This window comes from Lysinibacillus sp. LZ02, from assembly GCF_050613145.1.
In the GTDB taxonomy this organism is placed as follows: Bacteria; Bacillota; Bacilli; order Bacillales_A; family Planococcaceae; genus Lysinibacillus_B.
On sequence record NZ_CP192507.1, the window covers coordinates 3,823,511 to 3,846,655 of the forward strand.

The following is a 23,145-nucleotide window of genomic DNA, read 5'->3' on the forward strand; positions in this document are numbered from 1 at the left end:
ATGTGGTTAAGTCCTCGACCGATTAGTATTCGTCAGCTCCATATGTCGCCACACTTCCACCTCGAACCTATCTACCTGATCGTCTTTCAGGGGTCTTACTTACTTGCGTAATGGGAAATCTCATCTTGAGGGGGGCTTCATGCTTAGATGCTTTCAGCACTTATCCCGTCCATACATAGCTACCCAGCGATGCCGTTGGCACGACAACTGGTACACCAGCGGTATGTCCATCCCGGTCCTCTCGTACTAAGGACAGCTCCTCTCAAATTTCCTACGCCCACGACGGATAGGGACCGAACTGTCTCACGACGTTCTGAACCCAGCTCGCGTACCGCTTTAATGGGCGAACAGCCCAACCCTTGGGACCGACTACAGCCCCAGGATGCGATGAGCCGACATCGAGGTGCCAAACCTCCCCGTCGATGTGGACTCTTGGGGGAGATAAGCCTGTTATCCCCGGGGTAGCTTTTATCCGTTGAGCGATGGCCCTTCCATGCGGAACCACCGGATCACTAAGCCCGTCTTTCGACCCTGCTCGACTTGTAGGTCTCGCAGTCAAGCTCCCTTGTGCCTTTACACTCTACGAATGATTTCCAACCATTCTGAGGGAACCTTTGGGCGCCTCCGTTACCTTTTAGGAGGCGACCGCCCCAGTCAAACTGTCCGCCTGACACTGTCTCCTACCCCGCTAAGGGGCATGGGTTAGAAATTCAGTACAACCAGGGTAGTATCCCACCGACGCCTCCACCGAAGCTAGCGCTCCGGTTTCTCTGGCTCCTACCTATCCTGTACAAGTTGCACCAAATTTCAATATCAAGCTACAGTAAAGCTCCACGGGGTCTTTCCGTCCTGTCGCGGGTAACCTGCATCTTCACAGGTACTATAATTTCACCGAGTCTCTCGTTGAGACAGTGCCCAGATCGTTACGCCTTTCGTGCGGGTCGGAACTTACCCGACAAGGAATTTCGCTACCTTAGGACCGTTATAGTTACGGCCGCCGTTTACTGGGGCTTCAATTCATAGCTTCGCTTGCGCTAACCACTCCTCTTAACCTTCCAGCACCGGGCAGGCGTCAGCCCCTATACGTCACCTTACGGTTTTGCAGAGACCTGTGTTTTTGCTAAACAGTCGCCTGGGCCTATTCACTGCGGCTCTCTCGGGCTTTCACCCTACCAGAGCACCCCTTCTCCCGAAGTTACGGGGTCATTTTGCCGAGTTCCTTAACGAGAGTTCTCTCGCACACCTTAGGATTCTCTCCTCGACTACCTGTGTCGGTTTGCGGTACGGGTACCTCCCACCTCGATAGAGGCTTTTCTTGGCAGCGTGAGATCAGGAACTTCGTCCATACGGACTCGTCATCACAGCTCAATGTATTAGTACGCGGATTTGCCTACGTACACACCTTACTGCTTGAACAGAGACAACCAACGCTCTGCTTACCCTACCCTTCTGCGTCCCCCCATTTCTCAAACGGTGGGGAGGTAGTACAGGAATATCAACCTGTTGTCCATCGCCTACGCCTGTCGGCCTCGGCTTAGGTCCCGACTAACCCTGAGCGGACGAGCCTTCCTCAGGAAACCTTAGTCATACGGTGGACAGGATTCTCACCTGTCTTTCGCTACTCATACCGGCATTCTCACTTCTAACCGCTCCACCAGTCCTTCCGGTCTGACTTCAGCGCAGTTAGAACGCTCTCCTACCACTCACACCAACGGTGTGAATCCACAGCTTCGGTGAATCGTTTAGCCCCGATACATTTTCGGCGCAGCGTCACTCGACCAGTGAGCTATTACGCACTCTTTAAATGATGGCTGCTTCTAAGCCAACATCCTGGTTGTCTAAGCAACGCCACATCCTTTTCCACTTAACGATTACTTTGGGACCTTAGCTGGTGGTCTGGGCTGTTTCCCTTTTGACTACGGATCTTATCACTCGCAGTCTGACTCCCGTGCATAAATATCCGGCATTCGGAGTTTGTCTGAATTCGGTAAAGCGAGATGCCCCCCTAGTCCAAACAGTGCTCTACCTCCGGTATTCTCATCACGAGGCTAGCCCTAAAGCTATTTCGGAGAGAACCAGCTATCTCCAAGTTCGATTGGAATTTCTCCGCTACCCACACCTCATCCCCGCACTTTTCAACGTGCGTGGGTTCGGGCCTCCAGTGAGTGTTACCTCACCTTCACCCTGGACATGGGTAGATCACCTGGTTTCGGGTCTACGACCACGTACTACATCGCCCTATTCAGACTCGCTTTCGCTGCGGCTCCGTCTTCACAACTTAACCTCGCACGTAATCGTAACTCGCCGGTTCATTCTACAAAAGGCACGCTATCACCCATTAACGGGCTCTAACTACTTGTAGGCACACGGTTTCAGGTTCTCTTTCACTCCCCTCCCGGGGTGCTTTTCACCTTTCCCTCACGGTACTGGTTCACTATCGGTCACTAGGTAGTATTTAGCCTTGGGAGATGGTCCTCCCGGATTCCGACGGAATTTCACGTGTTCCGCCGTACTCAGGATCCACTCTGGAGGGCATGTACTTTCGACTACAGGGCTATTACCTGCTCTGGCGGACCTTTCCAAGTCGCTTCGCCTAATACATGCCTTTGTAACTCCTTATAGAGTGTCCTACAACCCCAAGAGGCAAGCCTCTTGGTTTGGGCTCTTCCCGTTTCGCTCGCCGCTACTCAGGGAATCGAATTTTCTTTCTCTTCCTCCAGGTACTTAGATGTTTCAGTTCCCTGGGTCTGTCTCCAGTACGCTATGAATTCACGTAAAGGTACTACGCCATTAAACGTAGTGGGTTCCCCCATTCGGAAATCCCCGGATCAAAGCTTACTTACAGCTCCTCGAGGCATATCGGTGTTAGTGCCGTCCTTCATCGACTCCTAGTGCCAAGGCATCCACCGTGCGCCCTTAATAACTTAACCAAGTTATACTTGAACAACGTTCAAGATTTTAAGTTGACACGTCAATGTTACTTGACTTGTTTTGACTCTTATCTATTTAAAATAGAAATTTGTGTTTGCTTTCAATGTCGTTTTATCCAGTTTTCAAAGAACAAAGCTACTGACTTCTATCACATCGTGACAGACATCAGTGTATTTGCTACATGCAGCTTTGCGACGATAGCGCAAGCGTTAGGAGCAAGGTATTTAGAAAGTTATAAACTTTCAAAACTGAACGCAAAACGTTAACTACTGACCATGTCAGTATTCCGAAAATATCCTTAGAAAGGAGGTGATCCAGCCGCACCTTCCGATACGGCTACCTTGTTACGACTTCACCCCAATCATCTATCCCACCTTCGGCGGCTGGCTCCAAAAGGTTACCTCACCGACTTCGGGTGTTACAAACTCTCGTGGTGTGACGGGCGGTGTGTACAAGGCCCGGGAACGTATTCACCGCGGCATGCTGATCCGCGATTACTAGCGATTCCGGCTTCATGTAGGCGAGTTGCAGCCTACAATCCGAACTGAGAACGGTTTTATCGGATTAGCTCCCCCTCGCGGGTTGGCAACCGTTTGTACCGTCCATTGTAGCACGTGTGTAGCCCAGGTCATAAGGGGCATGATGATTTGACGTCATCCCCACCTTCCTCCGGTTTGTCACCGGCAGTCACCTTAGAGTGCCCAACTGAATGATGGCAACTAAGATCAAGGGTTGCGCTCGTTGCGGGACTTAACCCAACATCTCACGACACGAGCTGACGACAACCATGCACCACCTGTCACCGTTGTCCCCGAAGGGAAAACTATGTCTCCATAGTGGTCACCGGGATGTCAAGACCTGGTAAGGTTCTTCGCGTTGCTTCGAATTAAACCACATGCTCCACCGCTTGTGCGGGCCCCCGTCAATTCCTTTGAGTTTCAGTCTTGCGACCGTACTCCCCAGGCGGAGTGCTTAATGCGTTAGCTGCAGCACTAAGGGGCGGAAACCCCCTAACACTTAGCACTCATCGTTTACGGCGTGGACTACCAGGGTATCTAATCCTGTTTGCTCCCCACGCTTTCGCGCCTCAGCGTCAGTTACAGACCAGAAAGTCGCCTTCGCCACTGGTGTTCCTCCAAATCTCTACGCATTTCACCGCTACACTTGGAATTCCACTTTCCTCTTCTGCACTCAAGTCCCCCAGTTTCCAATGACCCTCCACGGTTGAGCCGTGGGCTTTCACATCAGACTTAAAGGACCGCCTGCGCGCGCTTTACGCCCAATAATTCCGGACAACGCTTGCCACCTACGTATTACCGCGGCTGCTGGCACGTAGTTAGCCGTGGCTTTCTAATAAGGTACCGTCAAGGTACAGCCAGTTACTACTGTACTTGTTCTTCCCTTACAACAGAGTTTTACGAACCGAAATCCTTCTTCACTCACGCGGCGTTGCTCCATCAGGCTTTCGCCCATTGTGGAAGATTCCCTACTGCTGCCTCCCGTAGGAGTCTGGGCCGTGTCTCAGTCCCAGTGTGGCCGATCACCCTCTCAGGTCGGCTACGCATCGTCGCCTTGGTGAGCCGTTACCTCACCAACTAGCTAATGCGCCGCGGGCCCATCCTGTAGCGATAGCAGAACCATCTTTCAACTTTCTAACATGAGTTAAAAAGTATTATTCGGTATTAGCCCCGGTTTCCCGGAGTTATCCCAAACTACAGGGCAGGTTGCCCACGTGTTACTCACCCGTCCGCCGCTAACTTTCAACTGATGCAAGCATCAAATGAAAGTCCGCTCGACTTGCATGTATTAGGCACGCCGCCAGCGTTCGTCCTGAGCCAGGATCAAACTCTCCATAAAAGAATTTGAGTAAGCTCAAATTTGCTGGCATCATGTTTGATGTCCAAAATTTTGTTTCTTATTCAGAAACATTTATTGTTAACGTTTTGCTTGTTCAGTTTTCAAAGTTCATGGAGCGGGTGATGAGAATCGAACTCACGACATCAGCTTGGAAGGCTGAGGTTTTACCATTAAACTACACCCGCATATTTTTATTTATATGGCGCGCCCGACAGGAGTCGAACCCATAACCTTCTGATCCGTAGTCAGACGCTCTATCCAATTGAGCTACGGGCGCATATTTATTAATTCACTTGGTGCGGCCGAGAGGACTTGAACCTCCACGGGGTTGCCCCCACTAGGCCCTCAACCTAGCGCGTCTGCCATTCCGCCACGACCGCATTCAATCTTGCGACTTTACTATTATATACAACGCAAGTAAGTATGTCAAGATTAAAAATGGTGAGCCATGAAGGACTCGAACCTTCGACCCTCTGATTAAAAGTCAGATGCTCTACCGACTGAGCTAATGGCTCGGAAATGGCTGGGGTACTAGGATTCGAACCTAGGCATGACGGAATCAAAATCCGTTGCCTTACCGCTTGGCTATACCCCAACAAATGGCGGTCCCGACCGGGATCGAACCGGCGATCTCCTGCGTGACAGGCAGGCATGTTAACCGCTACACCACGGGACCTAAATATTTTATCTTCTTTTATAAGTGGTGACCCGTACGGGATTCGAACCCGTGTTACCGCCGTGAAAGGGCGGTGTCTTAACCACTTGACCAACGGGCCATGGCTCCGAAGGTAGGACTCGAACCTACGACCAACCGGTTAACAGCCGGTTGCTCTACCACTGAGCTACTTCGGAATGTTGTTCGTTGTCGTTCGCATCACGCTGTCGACTTTTATTATTATAGACAGGTCTATCCTAAACGTCAACACTTTTTATAAACTTTTTTTGAAGTTTTTTTAAGAAAGCTCACAAACCCTTGTTATATAAGGTTTCTTCACTACAAAACAAGTCTATTTGCTCCTTCTTAGACACCCGTTCTACCCGATTATTTCACTTTCCACGTAGGTAATTGCACTTCTGCATTTACTACAACAATACTTGCTTACATCCATTTTGCGCTTTCTTCTATATAATTGCTGACACCCTACACAAATATACGTATGAATTGTCTGTCTGCGCTTCTTTTTTTGATTTTCTTCTATAGTAGAACAAAAACGAGGGGCGCCCACTTTTTTTAATAACTCACGAAAATCCTTATCGCGATGCTTATAGCCCATCCCTCTTATATGCAAGTGATAGTGACATAGTTCATGCAAAATAATCCCACGCAGTTCTTCCTCACCAAAATGATCATAGAGTTTCTTATTAAGTTCAATATTATGTGACTGTAGTAAATAACGGCCACCTGTCGTTTTTAAACGACTATTAAAATACGCTCGATGTAAAAATGGGACTTTAAAATAAGCAAGCGATAATTGTTCCACTAATTGTTGTACTTGTTCATCTGTCATATCATTCACCTCCAAATCACAAAAATACTTCCTCAATCATTTCAAAGCTGTATGTTCGTTTAATACATCTGTAAATATACTTCTTCTCCATACAAAAAAGTGTACAAGGAATCCCCGTACACTTTCTATTTTAATCATTTTGCGCAGCTGGTGGTAGCATTGTTAGGGAAATTCGGCCTTTTTTCACTTCAACGCCTTCTACCCATACGGTCACGATATCACCTAACGAAACAATATCAAGCGGATGTTTCACGCGCTGTTTTCTCATTTTCGAAATGTGAACAAGTCCATCTTGTTTCACACCAATATCAACGAATGCTCCAAAGTCCACTACATTCCGTACTGTCCCTTGTAGTTCCATACCGACTTGTAAATCCTCCATTTGTAGTACATCTGTTTTTAGTAATGGTTGCGGGAAGGCATCTCGTGGATCACGGGACGGTTTCATTAACGTGTCAACGATGTCTTGAATAGTTACTTCACCAACCCCTAGTTGCTCACTTAAACGGGCAAGCGATAACGTAGCAATGGCCTCTTCTGCCTTTTTAGAGCCGACATCCTTTTTCGTCACACCGGCAATTTGTAAAATTTGCTCTGCTAATTGATAGCTTTCAGGGTGAATCCCTGTTGCATCAAGTGGATTTTTTGCTTCTGGTATACGTAAAAAACCAATCGCCTGCTCATATGTTTTGGCACCAAGGCGCGGAATTTTCTTCAATTGTGCACGAGACGTAAACTTCCCACCTTCTGCACGTGCATTGACGATATTTTCGGCTACTGTTTTTGATAACCCTGAAATGTATTGTAATAGGGAAGCAGATGCTGTATTCACATCCACACCCACTTGGTTGACAGCCGTTTCAACAATAAATGCTAACGATTCTGCTAATTGCTTTTGTGAAACGTCATGCTGATACTGGCCTACACCGACCGCTTTCGGATCGATTTTCACTAGCTCAGAAAGCGGATCTTGTAAACGGCGCGCAATCGACACCGCACTCCGTTGCTCTACTTGTAAATCCGGAAACTCTGCCCGGGCAACATCTGAAGCGGAGTACACAGAAGCACCTGCTTCATTGACGATCACGTATGCAATATCACCTTCTACCTCTTTTAATGTATCCGCTATAAACTGCTCTGTTTCTCTAGAAGCAGTGCCATTGCCAATCGCAATCATTGTAATCGGATACTTTTTCAATAACGCTTTGACCGTTTCTTTCGACTTTGCAACATCAGGTTTTGGTGGGTGTGGATATATTGCTGTTACCTCCAGCATTTTCCCTGTTTCATCGATAACAGCTAATTTACAACCTGTGCGGTAAGCCGGGTCAACGCCGAGTACCATGTTGCCACGAATGGGCGGTTGTAATAAAAGATTCCGTAAATTTTCCGAGAAAATATGAATGGCTTGTGCTTCCGCCTTTTCTGTTAATTCGGCACGAATTTCACGTTCAATCGACGGCTCAATTAATCGCTTATAGCTATCGGCAATCGCTTCCTTTACTTGTGCCACTGCATCACCCATGAATTTTTGGGGAATCCACTTATGCTCCATCGCTTGTATCGCACGCTCTACTGGTACCGCAACGGATACACGTAAAATGTCCTCTTTTTCACCACGGTTAATCGCTAAAATACGATGTGGTACGATACGACTGACTGGCTCTTCGTATTCATAGTACATTTCGAATACTTGCTTTTCGTCTTTTTCTGCATTCTTTCCAACGGTTACAACTTTTCCTTCACGACGAGAGAGCTTGCGTAACTGTTCACGAATGGATGCATCATCGGCAAAGCGTTCTGCTAAAATATCTCGCGCACCTGCTAAAGCAGCTTCCGCTGATTCGACGCCTTTCTCAGCATCCATATACTTAGCAGCAATCTGTTCTATCGTGCCTTTAGGGAACTTCATTAACGCATCGGCCAGTGGTTCCAGTCCACGCTCTTTGGCAATCGTCGCTTTTGTACGACGCTTTTGTTTGTACGGACGATATAAATCTTCCACACGTTGCAAAACTGTTGCCGTTTGAATAGCAACCGATAGTTCTTCTGTTAGCTTCCCTTGCTCATCAATTAACCGTAATACTTCTTCCTTCCGTTGTTCAAGCTGTTGTATGTAATGGTAGCGGTCTTCAATCGCTTTAATTTGCACCTCATCAAGAGAACCCGTCGCTTCTTTACGATAGCGCGCGATAAACGGTACAGTATTGCCGTCTTCCAGTAGCTTAATAACAGCTTCCGCCTGATGCGGTTTTACATTCGCATCTGTTGCAATGAGCTGCAACATTTTCTTTTGTTCCATCATTCCACTACCTTTCATTTTTCATGACTTCATTTTACCATCACCACTAAAAAAGAACCTACTATTCACTCGTCGTAGGTTCTATCATGTCATTTATATACCTCTCTATATTAAAACAAAAAAGAGCGACGAAACATTGCGCTGTTTCGATGCTCTTTACTTTTATGTATTAAAATTTTACTAGCCCTAAGCTAATCGCTAATGCAATATCTACTTTCTCCATGAGCGCTTCATCTAACTGCGTAATCCGGTCTGTTAACCGCGATTTATCGATTGTACGCAATTGTTCAAGCAAAATTACCGAGTCGCGCTCGAAACCATACTTTTTCGCATCAATTTCCACATGCGTAGGTAATTTTGCTTTTTGAATTTGCGCAGTAATTGCAGCGATGATAACCGTCGGGCTAAATCGATTTCCGATATCGTTTTGAATAATTAAGACAGGTCTTGTACCACCTTGTTCAGAACCTACAACAGGTGAAAGATCTGCAAAAAAAACGTCCCCACGTTTTACAATCAAATTGTCATCCCCCGCTAACGAGACGCTCTACCATATGCTCTGCCTCATACTCTGCATGTAGACATTCCCTACAAATTGCCAGATTGATGTGTGACATTTCCACATAGCCCTTCATTAAAGCTTCCCGTATATGATTTGGTTGTGTATGCTTCGAAAAATTTTCAGTCGACATGTACGTGACCTCATTTTCGCTAAAATAAATCAATTCAAACATATGTTTGAATTCTGTAAAAAAATCATTCGTTTGTTTTACCATTAAATCTTGCGTTTCCAATTTTTTCGCGTACACAGAAAGCACCTCCACCCAAAACCATACGTACACTTCTACATTACAAGTTCATTTTAACATCGAACATTGGCAATGAAAAGACAAGAATACAAAAAATCTGACAATCCTTGTAATTAGCCGCGCGGTTTCTAGTAGAATTTCGTGCTTTTTATTTGTTATTATACATCCTTGGAACGCGTGAAGTGATGATACATGGCACTTCGTAGTTAATTGTGTCGCATTTTGTCGCCCACTCATCAATTGAAATAAAATCGTTTTCTTGTGCACCTAACAATGTTACTCGTTCTCCAACATTATATGCACGTGGTAATAAAATCATACATTGATCCATGCAAATTCTCCCGACAATTGGACAACGCTCTCCTCTGACAAGAACGGTTTGTCCGCCTAATTTGCGAATCATCCCATCTGCATAACCGATTGGTAGCGTACCAATAAAGCAATCTTCTGTTGCCGTGTACGTTGCACCATAGCCAACCAATTGCCCTGCTTTTAATTGCTTCACATGGACAAGCTCTGTTTCTAATGAAAGCGCTTGATGAATCGGAAACGGTAAGATATGCGCAACATAACCAGATGGCGCCAAACCGTATAACGAAATACCGTAACGAACCGCATCAAACTGTAGCGTTGTGTCTTTAATTAAAGCCGTCGCCGTATTCGCTGCATGTACAAGTCTCGGTTTAACTGGCAATGCCGCAATGAGCTCCTTAAACAGACTCACTTGGTGATCGAAGTATTGTGTCTCTTCCTCATCAGCTGTTGCAAAATGCGTAAAAACACCATCCACTACAACATGCGGTGTTGCTTGGATTTCCTCATATAACTCAAGTAACTGCGCTTTCGATGTGACACCAATTCGGCCCATTCCTGAATCCACTTTCATATGTAGTAGCAGAGGCTTGGAAAGTTCTGGTGCTACTTTTAATTGCTTGACCCATTCCGGTGAAAATACCGTTAGCATAATACGCTGTTCACTTGCGTACGGTGCAAACGATACGGGTGTTGCACCTAGCACTAAAATATCCGTTTCCGGAAAATGGTTGCGTATGTGTACTGCTTCGTCGGGTGTTGCAACTGCTAAAATGGTTGCCCCTGCTTGTAATGCCGCACGTGCGACTTCTACATCTCCGTGTCCGTAAGCATTCGCTTTGACGACAGCAATAATTTGTACATGATCTTGCAAGTGACGACGCAAATTTTGTACATTGTCACGAATTGCTTGTAAATCAATAATCGCCTTTGTCGGACGGTAATAGTGTGTCTGTTCCATTTGTCTTATACCCTCTTTTGTCATTTATCAACTAGATTTTATATTGTTGTACGTCTATTTCCGCCCAACAAAGTACTTGCTATTTTACATTTCCTACTGTCATGGAAGCTGCTACTTCCATCATCTCTTCTCTTGTCAGTTTCGTTGAGGCAAGGAAGAATGATACGCCGTCCTTTTCCCAACTAATAGATGTATCTGTAATCGCCCCAATTGTAAATCCTAAATCCGCTAAATCACCTGGTGCAAATACAGGCAAGACCGAGTTCCCTGATGCTGCTGGCTGTTGCATTAATGTATAGGCCTTCTCACCTTCAAACGTCAAAACAACACGCTCTACTCCATCTTCTTGAATGACTGTCTCATCCGCAAGCTTCGTATTTTCCCACTGAACAGATGGATAATGCGTTTGGAGCTCTTTATCTTCTATATCGGCAGCCGCTACCTCATTTTCCTCATTTTCTGAGAATTTTTCAACTGCATACTCTTCTTTTTTATGCGCAACGGATAAATCAATTTCTTTGAAATCAATCATGATTTTTTCCTCTTTGCTGTCATCCATAATGACAACGGATTTTGGTAGCATCGTTTTCTTATCAACAATAATTTTTTGTAGCGGTAGACCTGTTTTCTCTGCATTGCGTGTCGCTGTTTCAAAGATGTACTCGCCGTCTTTCTCTGTCATGACCGCTTCCTTGTCCTCAGCAATGTCTTGTGCAAGCGCACCAATGAGGTAGGCTTGGCTATTTTGCTTCGGCCACTCGCTTTGGAATTTATACGTTTTCCGTAGTGCTGGTGTCACAACAAAGACGCCTTCTTCATTCCGCACAATCATTTGCGTGACATTGTCATTCTGTTCCGTTACCGTCACACGATAAAAATCAGGCTTTGTATGCCACACATTGACATCATATGTGCGCGGCTCCCCTCCTGTTTTCATTTCCATTGTCGCCGTAAGCTCGTACCCTTTTCCGTCGCCCCATTCTTCACCTAATTTCCCAACAACCTTCTCCTGTGATGAACCTCCACATGCCACTAACAAGAAACTCATTATAACTAGTACACTAATAAGACGAAATCGCAACGCTCCACCCTTTCTCCATGTTCCTTACCGTAATTGTATGGCGTGTTTTAGCATTTTATGTACTATTTCATCAAGACAACTTGGGCAGCCGCTACTTGTTTTGTATGTGTAATGCTAATAAAACCATTAACAAGTACGCCGTCAAAATAAAGAACAGGCTTGCCTACCTCATCTTTTAAAATTTCAATTTGATGCAATTCACAGCCTTTTCCAATGCCTGTCCCTTTTGCTTTAGAATAGGCTTCTTTTGCTGCAAAACGCCCCGCTAAAAATTCAATTCGCCGTGACTTCGAAAGTGTGTCGAAAATGGCACGTTCTTTTTCAGTTAAAATACGTTCTGCAAACTTGTATGACCGCATAAGGGCCTTTTCTATTCTCTCTAGTTCTACTAAATCAAGTCCAATTCCTACAATCATTTAGTACCTCATCCTTTCAATCTACTTACCAACCCATGTATAATACTATTAAATCGAGGTGGAATCATGTTTATACGTAACGAAAATTTCAAACAGTACATTCATAGTTACCCTGTCGTCTCTACACTGCTAACGATTAATTTAGCGATTTACATTTTGACATTAATCCCAAAGTTAGGCGATGAAGTTTTTTACTTTGGCATGAGTATCAATGGTGCAATCATACAAGGTGAGTGGTGGCGCATTATTACAGCAATGTTTTTACACGGCGGCTTTATGCATGTTTTATTTAATATGTTCTCTTTATTTTTATTTGGTCCAGAATTAGAGAAAATGGCAGGGAAAACACGCTTCCTAGCAATTTACTTTTTATCTGGTATCGGCGGGGGCTTAGCGACAGTATTAACACAAGACGCTATCTATAAAACAGTGGGGGCTAGTGGCGCGCTTTTCGGTATTTTCGGCGCATTTGGTGCTATTTTATACCGCTATCGTCATGCAATGCCTCAGCTTAGACAAATTATGTTACCCCTTATCGTCATTAGTGTCATTTTAACATTCTTACAATCTAACGTGAATGCTGCGAGTCATATTGGCGGCTTAGCAACTGGCTTCGTACTCGGTTTATTTTTCTTTAAACGAAAACCGACTGTCGTATGGCGCAATCACGCATAAAAAAACTTCCGAGATTACTCTTCGGAAGTTTTTTTGTATTCATACCAGTGCATTAAAGCCTCAATATCTCGCTGTTCCATATGATAGGCATTTGCCTTCGCACCCGTCATCCCTGACATAACGACTACTTGCCCTGTCGCTACTTGCTTGCGTTTTTGGAAATAGCTTTGCCTTTGCTCCGTCACTTGAATGCGGCTCTTCTCTACGCAGAAGGTGACTCGACTAATTTGACGATAGATGATTGTTAGCTGTGAGCCATGCACCTGAAAACGAGCGGTTTTATGCTGCCATATCCCTAATAGTATAACCGGAATGACGAGTAACAACGATAATAACCCATAAGGATAAAATACATAAGACGGTACAATCATTAAAGGTATTAACCATAGGAAATCGATGCGATAGAAAAATGGGCGTGCACGTCGTGGCGGGCGAATCATCTGCTGTTCCTCTAGTTGGAACTGAAATTGCGGGAACAAGGCAGCAAGTGGTTCCATCGCCTGTTTTTTCGAAATAAGTGGGAACAACACGATTTTTTTATCTTTCCCTTCTGCAAAGCCCCCACCGGCACTTTCTACTTGCACCGTTGCAAGACCGAATGGCTGACGAAGTGGATTTTCAACAATTTTAATCGCCTGTACACGATTCAGCGGAATCGTAATCCGCTTCTTTTCAAGCAAACCGCGCGTAATGACAAGCCGGTCGTTTTCTTCTGTTACCGTAAAATCAAAATAATTTAAAAGCGTAAGCGCAACAGATATAATCCATGCACCTAATACCCCGATAAAAATAAGCCCGATGATGAGTGCAATGCTGTACTTCACAAGATGTGAAAATTCATCATAAATCCATTCAAACGGGATATATTCCGCAAATTGCGAAATCACAGCGAATACCCCAAATATTACGACACCAATCCCACTAGAGGTTGTCGCTAATACAATTAAATCTTTGGGCGACATTTTATGAATGACACGCCCTTGTGGTTGGATCATCCCATCCGTTACTTCCGTTTCTACACGTCCGCGCATTTTTGCCTTATTCATTTCCTGTTCGATCTGATCAGCTGCTGCACGTGTAATGGCTGTGAGCTGTGCTTCTGGCTTCCCATCTTTACTGCCTGCTGTTTCAACTAATACTTGCACAAGTCCAAATATCCGGTGAAAAATACCTTCTTTATAATTTAAGCTTTGAATACGATCAAACGGAATATAGCGCTTCTTTTTGACAAATAATCCGTATTCCACACGCAGCTCACTATCTTCAAACCAATAGCGGAATGTCCACCATTTTAATATCCCTGATACAAACGTAAAAATAAGCGCTACTACTAAAATAAAGAGCGGAATCATTTGGCTAAAAAATCTTTCATCCCGGAAATTCAACGTAAAATTAAAACCATTGGCTACAAAAATAATAACAATCGGTATTGCCATATCCTTTAACGCTTTGACACAGTTAATCAGGGCAGAAACAGGATGTAGTTTTAATTTAAACATCTTCTTCCGCCACCCTTGCTAATTCTGAAATGCGCGCGCGCAGTGCATCTGCTTCATGCGTTTCCAAAAACGGAATGGTATGCGTCGTTGCTGCAGATGAAATGGAAATATTCGATAAACGATACCGTTTTAAAATCGGTCCTTGTTCTGTGTCCACATGTTGTACACGTACCATCGGGATTAACGTCCGCGTCACGACGAATAAACCACTTTGAATTTCGATTTCCTGTTCACGTACCTCGTAGCGCCAAATATTATAGCGAATGTTAGGGAAAATCCAAATGAACAAAATAATAGCAAGTATAACAATCCCCCAAGCAATCGGGTAAATATAAAGGGGCCATTCAAATGTATACGTTAAAAATGTTGCAACACCCGCAAGTATTGCGAGCAATAGCGTTTGGAATAGTCCGTAAATACGCCAGACCGTTACCCCTCTTTGGGGGATTTTATATTTCGGTTGCTCCCTCATCTTTCCCACCTCTTTCTTCTTTGTATTTTATACGATTGAACGCTGGATTTGTTTCATTTCTAAAAATAAGGGCATTAACCCAAATATATACTTAACTTATATGCCCTAATGCAGAATGGCTAGCTAGTGATTAATATAAGTAGCCAGAAAAAAACCGTCCCTCGAAAGGAACGGTTCATATCAATATTATTTTTCTTCACGACGACGTGGGCGGCGATCTCCACGATTACGGTCGCGGTCATTGCTGCGACGACGATCGCCTCCGCGCTCACCACCACGATTACGGTCGCGGTCATTACGACGGCGGTCTCCTCCGCCTCCGCGTCCACCACGATCATTACGACCACGGCCTCCGCCACCTTGAGAACGCTCGCGACGCATTGGTAATGGACGCTCTTCTGTAATTGTTACAGGCGTTGCATCAGGCTCTTTTGTCATTGTTTTAATGGCAGCTGCTACTACATCAATAGCATCGTTATTTTCTAAAATTTGAGCTGCTAAATCACGATATTTGCCTAAATCATTATTTTGAACTAATTCTACTAATGTTTGCATTGCTACTTCTTGTTGCCCAGCAAGTGCTTCTTCTGTGCTTGGTGGACGAAGTGGTGTCATGCGTTTTTTCGTTGTTTCTTCCACAATACGTAAGTAACCCATTTCACGTGGTGTTACGAATGTCACTGCTAAACCAGTGTTTCCAGCACGACCTGTACGACCGATACGGTGAACGTACGATTCTGGATCTTGTGGAATATCGAAGTTATACACGTGCGTTACACCTGAAATATCAAGACCACGTGCTGCTACGTCTGTTGCGATTAAAATGTCAATTTTGTTTTCCTTAAATTGACGTAAAACCGATAAACGTTTCGCTTGGCTTAAATCACCATGAATACCTTCTGCAAGGTAACCACGTAAAGTTAACGCTTGAGATAACTCATCTACGCGGCGTTTTGTACGACCAAAGATAATAGCTAACTCCGGTTTTTGAACGTCTAATAAACGAGATAGGACATCAAATTTTTCACGTTCTTGTGCTTTTACAAAGAACTGCTCAATGTTTTCCATTGTTAATTCTTTCGCTTTAATTTTTACTACTTCTGGATCACGCATGAATGTCTCAGCAATTTTACGGATTGCAGGAGGCATTGTTGCAGAGAATAGTAATGTTTGGCGAGTTGATGGTACGTTTTCTAAAATCGAGTTGATATCATCGATGAAGCCCATGTTTAACATTTCATCTGCTTCGTCTAATACTAATGTTTGTACATCGTCAAGTTTTAATGTACGACGGTTAATATGGTCAATAATACGACCTGGTGTACCAACGATAATTTGTGGTTTATTTTTTAGCGCACGAATTTGGCGTCCGATTTCTTGTCCACCATATACTGATAATAATTTAACGCGCTTATCATAACCGATTTTATATAGTTCTTCCGATACTTGAATCGCTAATTCACGAGTTGGCGCGATTACTAATGCTTGGATGTTTGGATTTTTAGGGTCAATTTTCTCAATTAGAGGAATACCAAATGCGGCAGTTTTACCAGTACCTGTTTGCGCTTGACCTAATACGTCACGGCCTTCCATGGCAAATGTAATAGTACCTTCTTGGATTGGTGTCGCTTCTTCAAACCCCATACGTTTTACTGAACGTAGTGTAGATTCGCTAATGTTTAATTCTGAAAAATTTGTCAAACTCTTCAATCTCCTTTTTTCCTTATAAGTTGACAAATGGTTACATTTTCAGATGAAGTATGTCGGCAAAATCGAGCCTCTATGTGGAACGTTTCCGTTACTTAAAAAATTCTCTCTGCTAATTGCAGAGCTCTCTTATATGAAAAGGAAAGCCCGGTCTTTGCCGAGCGGTTCAATTCTATATCGTTCTATTGTTCCGTGAGTATGAAAATAAAATAGAATAAAACCGTTAAATTCAAAAAAAAGCACTCTTCAAGCGTATATGAAGAGTCTTCGCACAAAATGTATCCATTGCTCTCCATAGTCTAACATGCACAAGTACTTGATGCAACGATAAAGCTCGAGTCATAATAATCTGATTTTTATAGCCCTAATAAAAACTTTAGCGCTTTACTGAACCATTCATCACAATCATTGCTATAGCATATATGATGCTTCCCACATTCCGAAATATACAACGCTTTTCGCTTTGTCGGAATTTTATCATATAACATCTGGGCTGTTATACTTGGCACAATCCCATCCAGCGCTCCTTGTACGATAAATACAGGACATGTAATATGCCCGATATACGGCTCCGTTTTCCTCACAATTTTCATAAATTGAACGGTTGCTGACAATGGAACATTTTGGAATTTATGTTGATAACGTAGAAACAATTCATTTTCTCTAAGCTTTCTATGAAATGCATCATCTGCCATTGTACGAATATCCTTCACTAACTGACTCGGGCTCACATATTTCGCAGCTGCACTAAGTAGCACAAGCTTTTTTACAAGGTAACGCTTCGCTAAATACATGGCAATTACACCACCCATTGAAAAGCCCACAATAATAATTTCATCGACCTGCTTAGCAAGTTTACGATACGCAATCTCTGCATCCATTAACCAATGCTCTGCTTTATACCCTTCCATCGCAAGCGCATCTGCATCACCATGGCCTAAAAAAGTCGGGGTTTCAATGATCCATGTTGTGTGTTCTTTTATGTAATCTGCAAAAGGTTGTATTTCATAAGGTCCACCGGAAAAACCATGCAAAAAAAGGACACCTACTGTCATATGCTCCCTCCATTACTTCGATTTCAATCATTACGCTATTTAATTTGGTACTTACCAAAAACGCTATAGTGAAAACCTCTCTTGATATACTATTCAAAAAAACTTGCCAGAAAGGATTTTTTATAAAAAACAAGCCGTTACACTGAAAATAAATGTACTTACTATTTTAAGTATTGCCTTCATCGCTCTTACCTATGTTGCTACGGAAAGAGAGGCATTGCAATTCTAAATTTCAAAAAAAGAAAACGCCTCCGTTTAACATGGTTGGCTATACTAAAAATTAAACACATACTGCTATTTTTCCTCTGTGGCTATTTGGTTTACTTGAAAGCAAGAACAAATATTTTACCTCTACCAATTGAAATCGATTATTTTGATGCCTGGATCGTGTCACCTAGCGAAATCGAGATACAACTTAATTTAAAATAAGTGCCAAATCATGTCTATTTACCTAAATGACACTTATCCTCAATTAAGTCGTATATCAAAATCCCCCAATGAAGCTTTGACCGTTTTTACAATGAATGAATCATTTTTTCTATTAAAAAAATTATTTATTCTTACCAAAACAGATTGTTATTTACTGTATTTTATACATTAATATGGTTCAACACCGTAACTAGGGGTTGAATTTGTATTAATTCAAAAATTTTACATTAAAAGATAGAATAAAAGCGAAAACTCACGTATCGTAATTGTTGTCGAGACAAACCACGAGAGGAGTTTTCGCTTTGTACTCCAAGTTTATCAAATGGATTCTACCGTTACCATCTTTTTTGAAATCGCTCTACCATCTGATGAGGAGCCTAATGTGTTTCCTGTCACAGCTACACGCCAAAAGATTGCTTGCCCCATTTGTGCAGGAGCTACCGCTTGTCATGACCGTACGCTGCATCGCTTTCGTCACGGTTATGCTTGGCATATTGGTGTGCTTTGGATTGAATTATGTTTACCACGCCAGCGCTGTAAAAGTTGTGGTTTTACCTTTTCGTTTGACTATGGATTAGGACTTGTCCGTTCTTCTACAGCGTCATTTCGTCGTGAAATTACGAACCGTTGTCATGGTCGTTCCATCGCTGATGTAGCACGTGAATACGGGCTGCCGTATACAACGGTTGAACGCTGGTTTTACACGTATGCACCGGATCAATTAGTCGAAGAAACGGCCAAACATATTTGTGTGGATGAGTTCGCTTTACGCAAAGGACACAACTATGCGACCAGTGTTTTAAACGCTGAAACAGGGCGGATTTTAGCCATTGTTCCGCACCGAGATCAAGCAGCGATTGAAGCCGTTTTAAAGAAAGTGACAGGTCAAATTCGAACAGTCATTAGTGATTTTGCGCCTGCCATGGCAGGCGCTATTCAAGCCGTCTATCCAGCTGCCATTCATGTGTTGGATCGTTTTCATTTGATTCAGTTTTTCACGGATGCCCAACAACGAAGACGACGCTATTTGGGTGAAGCGAAAAAGCATCATAAGTCGCGTTTTATTGACCGTTGTTTAGCTCGAAAGCCCGAACAATTAACGGCAGAAGAACGTGATTTTGTGCAGGAATGGCATCTTGAAGATAACCACACAAAGCACATTTATCAGGCGCTTAATCACATCCGCTATGTGTTAAAAGCGACGACCATGACACAAGCGAAAAAGAGATTAAAGGATTGGTTAAAACGATACCAATTTCACACGTGTAGTGTCGTTGCGAAAATTGCCAAAACAGTACTCGCACGAGAAGAAGCGATGATTAATACCATTTATTTACCCTTCTCGAATGGCATCATGGAAGGCACAAATAATAAAATCAAACTCATCAAAAGACGTGGATTTGGTTATCAAAATGATGCTCACCTTTTCCTTCGATTACGATTGGAAACAGGGCATTGATTTTGTCATCCCCGACTTATGGTGAAGAGCCATTAATATGTAATAAAGGAATGTATTAACTATTTGAGATGACGATGCAAGTTTCGAAAAAGCTTGATTATTTTCGATTTTCATCTAAATAAAAGTACTTTTTTCGCCCTTCACACTAGCTACTTGTTTAATAAATTTCCCGCTTTTTTATCACATTAGCTATTAGTAGCACCTCCTTTTCCGAATGAAAACAGGAATTTTTTAGCCAAAAAGCAAACAAACGGAACGATTTATTAGCAAAATGCAGGCTGATTTTGAAGTAAACCGTTGTGTTAGGAGTGCAAAAAGAAATATAGTTAAACACGGGCAAACAGCCAAAATTTCTTATAAAAAAGCGTTGCGCCAGCTTTATGCTGACACAACGCCTTTTAAAATACGCTCTAATTGCATCCCGCGAGAGCCTTTCAATAAAATCAAAGACTGCTCTCCTGCGTGTTGTTTAATTTCTTCAATAATCGGCTCATAGTCCGATTCCGTATAGACTAATCGTTCCGGACCGAAATTTGCTATCAACTGATCATACAGCCATTTCATACGTGGTCCGTATAAGCAAATCCGCGCAATCGAGCCATCTACTTCCTGTGCCATTTGCTCATGGAAAGCACGTTCATCATTCCCAAGCTCCAACATATCACCCAGCACAAGCCATTTTTCAGGACGCATGTTGGTTGATTTCACAAACTGAATCGCTGCACGCATCGATGTGGGCGCTGCATTATACGCATCGTTAATAAATAACGGACCATTCTCTACCCGCACAAGCTGCATACGCATATCGGTTAATGTAACTTGTTTTAACGACAGACGAATTTGTTCATCCGTTAACCCAAGTGCTTTACTTACAAGCATCGCACTTAATGCATTTTTCACTTGATGCTCCCCAAGTACGGAAATTTCAAATGTTCCTTCCATTAACCCTTTCACATGAAAGCGACTACCGGTTTCCACCGTTTCAATATTCGATGCAATGAGTGTATTGTCTTCGCCAAAACCAAATGACATCGTTTCCGTGTCAGGGTCTTCTGCTACTAACTTACGTAAAAGCGGCTCATCCCCATCAAAGAAGAGTACCCCTTCCTCTAGTAAGCCTTTTGTAATTTCATATTTCGCCTGCGCAATCCCCGCTCGAGACCCTAAATCTTGCATATGCGCCTCGCCAATATTCGTAATAATCGCTAAGTGCGGACGTGCAATGCGTGTCAGAAACTCGATTTCACCGAAACCACTCATCCCCATTTCAAGGACGGAAACATCTGTATCTTCATCCAACTGTAAAATCGTAATCGGTAAACCGAGCTGATTGTTGAAATTTCCAATTGTTTTTTGCACTTTAAAGTAAGGGGATAACGCGCCTGCCAAAATATCTTTCGAAGATGTTTTACCGTTTGAGCCCGTAATGCCGATAAAGGTCGCCTTATGCTCACTCCGATAAGCAATCGCCATTTGTTGAAGCGCTACCTCCGCATCCTCAACAAAAATAAGCGGTTTACCTACTGGGGGATTTGGCTCATCATGTAGCCATAACGAAGCAGCAGCACCTCTTTCAAATGCTTGCTCAACAAATTTATGTCCATTTACTAATTCACCGCGGAACGGTACGAAAAGATCGCCCGGCTGAATGGTACGCGTATCAATGGAAATACCTGTTACAACTGTATCACTATAGTCTTGCTCATGAATTTTTAACCATGTTGCAATTTGTGCTAATGTTTTTCTCATCGTTCTCAATCCTTATTATACTGAAGCTTTTGTTTTTCCGCATGACGTTCTAACGCTAGCCCGATTAACTGATCAATTAATGCCGGGTAACTCACACCGGTATTTTGCCATAGTAGTGGATACATACTAAACGGCGTGAAACCAGGCATTGTATTTACTTCATTAATGAATACCTCATCATTAGCTGTCACGAAAAAGTCTGCACGGACTAAGCCTGATGCATCTAAAATCTTAAACGCCGCGCAAGCCATTTCATTCATTTTCTTTACAACTGCTTCTGATACTTCTGCAGGAATAATTAATGCTGTATTCCCATCTTTGTATTTCGAATCATAGTCATAGAAATCTGTCATTGGTTTAATTTCACCTACTACAGATGTTTGCGGCTCGTCGTTCCCTAATACACCCATTTCGATTTCACGACCAACAACCCCTTGCTCTACAATAATTTTACGATCGTATTGTAGTGCAAACTCAATAGCGGTCACTAACTCTGTGCGATTTGTCGCTTTGCTAATGCCCACACTTGACCCTAAGTTAGCGGGTTTTACAAATAGCGGGAACTGTAAGCTTTCACATTTCACCAAAATCACATCGCTGTCTTTTTCCCACTCGTTTCGGATAAAGTATACGTACGGCGTTTGCGTCAGACCAGCAATTTCAAATAATTGTTTCATGACTACTTTATCCATACCTGCTGAAGATGCTAAAACCCCATTTCCAACATACGGTACATTTATTACTTCTAGTAACCCTTGTACGGTACCATCTTCACCATTTGTACCATGTAGCAATGGGAAAATCACATCGAATTGATATTTATTATGCGCCTCGATAAATTTCGTAATATTGTTTGGGGCATTATTAGATGTAAATTGTAATTGTTCAATCGTTTCAACGGGAGCTGTTAACTGAGGTCCTGTAAGCCATTCACCATCCAATGTAATAAAAATCGGATGTACTTCATACTGCCCAAAATCCAAAGCTTGTGTCACTGCCTTCGCAGTTGAAAGCGATACTTCATGCTCCGCAGACTTACCCCCATATAATAAACCGATTTTCTTTTTCATACCGTTGACCTCCTTAAGTATCCTTAGTTTATCATGAAGTAAAACTCGCTATAAACTAAATTCCTTACTTGAAAAAAGGTTGCCACGAAGCAATGTCGAGACAACCTTAGCTAATTTTTATTAGTTCATCGTAGTTTTGCTTTAAAATTTCATTTAAGTCAACCCATACTTCATCTGGGAAATTGTAATCGGATAATGTACGAATTTCAATACCGTATTGCGATGACTTTTCCATTTTAAATAATGAAAGCAATGCACCTTCTTTCACGAAGTGTCTGCATGCACGCAAAACAATCGGATCGATTGTTGGAATTGCTTGCTTTGATTTACGACGCCAAAAGCCACCTGTTCCCTCTTTTTCATGAATCATTTTATTAAATAAATTCGCTGTTAATAATTCACTATCACCTAAGAATCGAAAGTATACTTTTGTCATTTTATCATTCGGAGATGCATAATACGCATATCGATTTTGTAACTTGCTAAAAAACGGTGATGCGAGCGGTTCACGTTTATGACCAAAATATAAGAGCTCTGCTTGCTCTACTGGCGATAATTGATTGACGTTTTTCTCACTCGAAAAATCAATCCAACAAAAATCCCCCTTTATATCCGGTAATCGTTTCAGAAAGGGCGTCATATCTTCCGTAGCAATATAATCAAACTGTGTATGCATGTTAAAGGAGCCATCCTCATAATTGTGCTTTAGCAGCAATATATTTTTCATCGGTTCAATAGACGAAAAAAATTGCCTCAATGAAAGGCCACTATAAATGACGAATTGATCTACATCATTCATATGTATATATAAATGATGAATAAAATCGTCCGCACTTTTCATTTTCTTTGCCAT

The 23,145-nt window shown here is 42.9% G+C and carries 16 protein-coding genes, 8 tRNA genes and 2 rRNA genes; 2 read left to right on the top strand and 24 right to left on the bottom strand.

Annotated elements, in window-relative coordinates; genetic code table 11:
* Positions 1–2 precede the first annotated feature (2 nt).
* From ACQQ2I_RS18445 to acpS, 17 genes are all read right to left on the bottom strand, one after another.
* Positions 3–2,930 (bottom strand): 23S ribosomal RNA (locus tag ACQQ2I_RS18445).
* 303 nt (positions 2,931–3,233) lie between these two features.
* Positions 3,234–4,788, bottom strand: a 16S ribosomal RNA gene (locus ACQQ2I_RS18450).
* Together the 16S and 23S rRNA genes with 8 tRNA genes alongside form the textbook arrangement of a ribosomal RNA operon.
* Positions 4,789–4,899: 111 nt before the next feature.
* Positions 4,900–4,973: transfer RNA gene (locus tag ACQQ2I_RS18455), tRNA-Gly, on the bottom strand.
* Between the two features lie 15 nt (positions 4,974–4,988).
* Positions 4,989–5,065: transfer RNA gene (locus tag ACQQ2I_RS18460), tRNA-Arg, on the bottom strand.
* 17 nt (positions 5,066–5,082) lie between these two features.
* A tRNA-Leu gene (locus ACQQ2I_RS18465) sits at positions 5,083–5,168 on the bottom strand.
* A 59-nt stretch (positions 5,169–5,227) separates the two neighbouring features.
* Positions 5,228–5,303: transfer RNA gene (locus ACQQ2I_RS18470), tRNA-Lys, on the bottom strand.
* 5 nt (positions 5,304–5,308) lie between these two features.
* Positions 5,309–5,383 (bottom strand) — tRNA-Gln (locus tag ACQQ2I_RS18475).
* A gap of 5 nt (positions 5,384–5,388) precedes the next feature.
* Positions 5,389–5,464: transfer RNA gene (locus ACQQ2I_RS18480), tRNA-Asp, on the bottom strand.
* A gap of 25 nt (positions 5,465–5,489) precedes the next feature.
* Positions 5,490–5,564 (bottom strand) — tRNA-Glu (locus tag ACQQ2I_RS18485).
* Position 5,565: 1 nt separating this feature from the next.
* Positions 5,566–5,640: transfer RNA gene (locus tag ACQQ2I_RS18490), tRNA-Asn, on the bottom strand.
* Between the two features lie 182 nt (positions 5,641–5,822).
* Entirely contained in the window at positions 5,823–6,296 is a 474-nt protein-coding gene (locus tag ACQQ2I_RS18495) for a SprT family protein (protein ID WP_431028215.1), read from the bottom strand.
* A gap of 130 nt (positions 6,297–6,426) precedes the next feature.
* On the bottom strand, positions 6,427–8,598 hold the full coding sequence (locus ACQQ2I_RS18500; protein ID WP_431030551.1) for a Tex family protein: 2,172 nt from the start codon (positions 8,596–8,598) through the stop codon (positions 6,427–6,429).
* 169 nt (positions 8,599–8,767) lie between these two features.
* Entirely contained in the window at positions 8,768–9,118 is a 351-nt protein-coding gene (locus tag ACQQ2I_RS18505) for a type II toxin-antitoxin system PemK/MazF family toxin (RefSeq protein WP_391374204.1), read from the bottom strand.
* A gap of 4 nt (positions 9,119–9,122) precedes the next feature.
* Positions 9,123–9,407, bottom strand: coding sequence for a transcriptional regulator (locus tag ACQQ2I_RS18510; RefSeq protein ID WP_391374202.1), 285 nt, complete (start codon positions 9,405–9,407; stop codon positions 9,123–9,125).
* A gap of 148 nt (positions 9,408–9,555) precedes the next feature.
* Positions 9,556–10,680 carry an alanine racemase gene (gene alr / locus ACQQ2I_RS18515; RefSeq protein ID WP_431028216.1) on the bottom strand — a complete coding sequence of 375 codons (1,125 nt, stop codon included), beginning with the start codon at positions 10,678–10,680 and terminating at the stop codon, positions 9,556–9,558.
* A 79-nt stretch (positions 10,681–10,759) separates the two neighbouring features.
* Entirely contained in the window at positions 10,760–11,761 is a 1,002-nt protein-coding gene (locus ACQQ2I_RS18520; RefSeq protein WP_431028217.1) for a LolA family protein, read from the bottom strand.
* A 62-nt stretch (positions 11,762–11,823) separates the two neighbouring features.
* Positions 11,824–12,177 (bottom strand): holo-ACP synthase, encoded by a 354-nt coding sequence (gene acpS / locus ACQQ2I_RS18525; protein WP_431028218.1) that lies wholly within the window; start codon positions 12,175–12,177, stop codon positions 11,824–11,826.
* A gap of 66 nt (positions 12,178–12,243) precedes the next feature.
* On the opposite strand from acpS, the gene ACQQ2I_RS18530 reads away from it, so the two are divergent.
* The gene (locus ACQQ2I_RS18530; RefSeq protein ID WP_431028219.1) at positions 12,244–12,852 is read left to right on the top strand and encodes a rhomboid family intramembrane serine protease; all 609 of its coding nucleotides are present in this window, start codon (positions 12,244–12,246) and stop codon (positions 12,850–12,852) included.
* 14 nt (positions 12,853–12,866) lie between these two features.
* On the opposite strand, the gene ACQQ2I_RS18535 is transcribed toward ACQQ2I_RS18530, so the two are convergent.
* The 4 genes from ACQQ2I_RS18535 to ACQQ2I_RS18550 all read right to left on the bottom strand — a co-directional run bounded on the left by ACQQ2I_RS18535 (position 12,867) and on the right by ACQQ2I_RS18550 (position 17,585).
* Complete coding sequence (locus ACQQ2I_RS18535; protein WP_431028220.1) at positions 12,867–14,351, bottom strand: PH domain-containing protein; 1,485 nt, start codon at positions 14,349–14,351, stop codon at positions 12,867–12,869.
* The gene (locus tag ACQQ2I_RS18540; RefSeq protein WP_431028221.1) at positions 14,344–14,823 is read right to left on the bottom strand and encodes a PH domain-containing protein; all 480 of its coding nucleotides are present in this window, start codon (positions 14,821–14,823) and stop codon (positions 14,344–14,346) included. Before ACQQ2I_RS18540 ends, ACQQ2I_RS18535 begins: the two co-directional genes overlap by 8 nt.
* A gap of 186 nt (positions 14,824–15,009) precedes the next feature.
* On the bottom strand, positions 15,010–16,524 hold the full coding sequence (locus ACQQ2I_RS18545) for a DEAD/DEAH box helicase (protein WP_431028222.1): 1,515 nt from the start codon (positions 16,522–16,524) through the stop codon (positions 15,010–15,012).
* A gap of 362 nt (positions 16,525–16,886) precedes the next feature.
* A complete protein-coding gene (locus ACQQ2I_RS18550; protein WP_431028223.1) occupies positions 16,887–17,585 on the bottom strand; it encodes an alpha/beta hydrolase in 699 nt (232 codons plus the stop codon).
* A gap of 811 nt (positions 17,586–18,396) precedes the next feature.
* Here ACQQ2I_RS18550 and ACQQ2I_RS18555 point away from each other — a divergent pair.
* Positions 18,397–19,473, top strand: a complete 1,077-nt coding sequence (locus ACQQ2I_RS18555) for an ISL3 family transposase (protein ID WP_431028224.1) — start codon at positions 18,397–18,399, stop codon at positions 19,471–19,473.
* A 378-nt stretch (positions 19,474–19,851) separates the two neighbouring features.
* Here the strand turns inward: ACQQ2I_RS18555 and ACQQ2I_RS18560 are convergent, their stop codons facing one another.
* From ACQQ2I_RS18560 to ACQQ2I_RS18570, 3 genes are all read right to left on the bottom strand, one after another.
* On the bottom strand, positions 19,852–21,222 hold the full coding sequence (locus ACQQ2I_RS18560; protein ID WP_431028226.1) for a UDP-N-acetylmuramoyl-tripeptide--D-alanyl-D-alanine ligase: 1,371 nt from the start codon (positions 21,220–21,222) through the stop codon (positions 19,852–19,854).
* Positions 21,223–21,227: 5 nt separating this feature from the next.
* A complete protein-coding gene (locus ACQQ2I_RS18565; RefSeq protein ID WP_431028227.1) occupies positions 21,228–22,292 on the bottom strand; it encodes a D-alanine--D-alanine ligase in 1,065 nt (354 codons plus the stop codon).
* Positions 22,293–22,398: 106 nt separating this feature from the next.
* Entirely contained in the window at positions 22,399–23,145 is a 747-nt protein-coding gene (locus tag ACQQ2I_RS18570; protein ID WP_431028228.1) for a hypothetical protein, read from the bottom strand.

Coding starts and splice junctions, on each gene's coding strand:
- ACQQ2I_RS18550 (WP_431028223.1), bottom strand. CDS start 17,585: ATGACAGTAGGTGTCCTTTTTTTGCATGGTTTTTCCGGTGGACCTTAT.
- ACQQ2I_RS18565 (WP_431028227.1), bottom strand. CDS start 22,292: ATGAAAAAGAAAATCGGTTTATTATATGGGGGTAAGTCTGCGGAGCAT.
- ACQQ2I_RS18560 (WP_431028226.1), bottom strand. CDS start 21,222: ATGAGAAAAACATTAGCACAAATTGCAACATGGTTAAAAATTCATGAG.
- ACQQ2I_RS18540 (WP_431028221.1), bottom strand. CDS start 14,823: ATGAGGGAGCAACCGAAATATAAAATCCCCCAAAGAGGGGTAACGGTC.
- ACQQ2I_RS18535 (WP_431028220.1), bottom strand. CDS start 14,351: ATGTTTAAATTAAAACTACATCCTGTTTCTGCCCTGATTAACTGTGTC.
- ACQQ2I_RS18530 (WP_431028219.1), top strand. CDS start 12,244: ATGTTTATACGTAACGAAAATTTCAAACAGTACATTCATAGTTACCCT.
- ACQQ2I_RS18570 (WP_431028228.1), bottom strand. CDS start 23,145: ATGGCAAAGAAAATGAAAAGTGCGGACGATTTTATTCATCATTTATAT.
- alr (WP_431028216.1), bottom strand. CDS start 10,680: ATGGAACAGACACACTATTACCGTCCGACAAAGGCGATTATTGATTTA.
- ACQQ2I_RS18495 (WP_431028215.1), bottom strand. CDS start 6,296: ATGACAGATGAACAAGTACAACAATTAGTGGAACAATTATCGCTTGCT.
- acpS (WP_431028218.1), bottom strand. CDS start 12,177: ATGATTGTAGGAATTGGACTTGATTTAGTAGAACTAGAGAGAATAGAA.
- ACQQ2I_RS18500 (WP_431030551.1), bottom strand. CDS start 8,598: ATGGAACAAAAGAAAATGTTGCAGCTCATTGCAACAGATGCGAATGTA.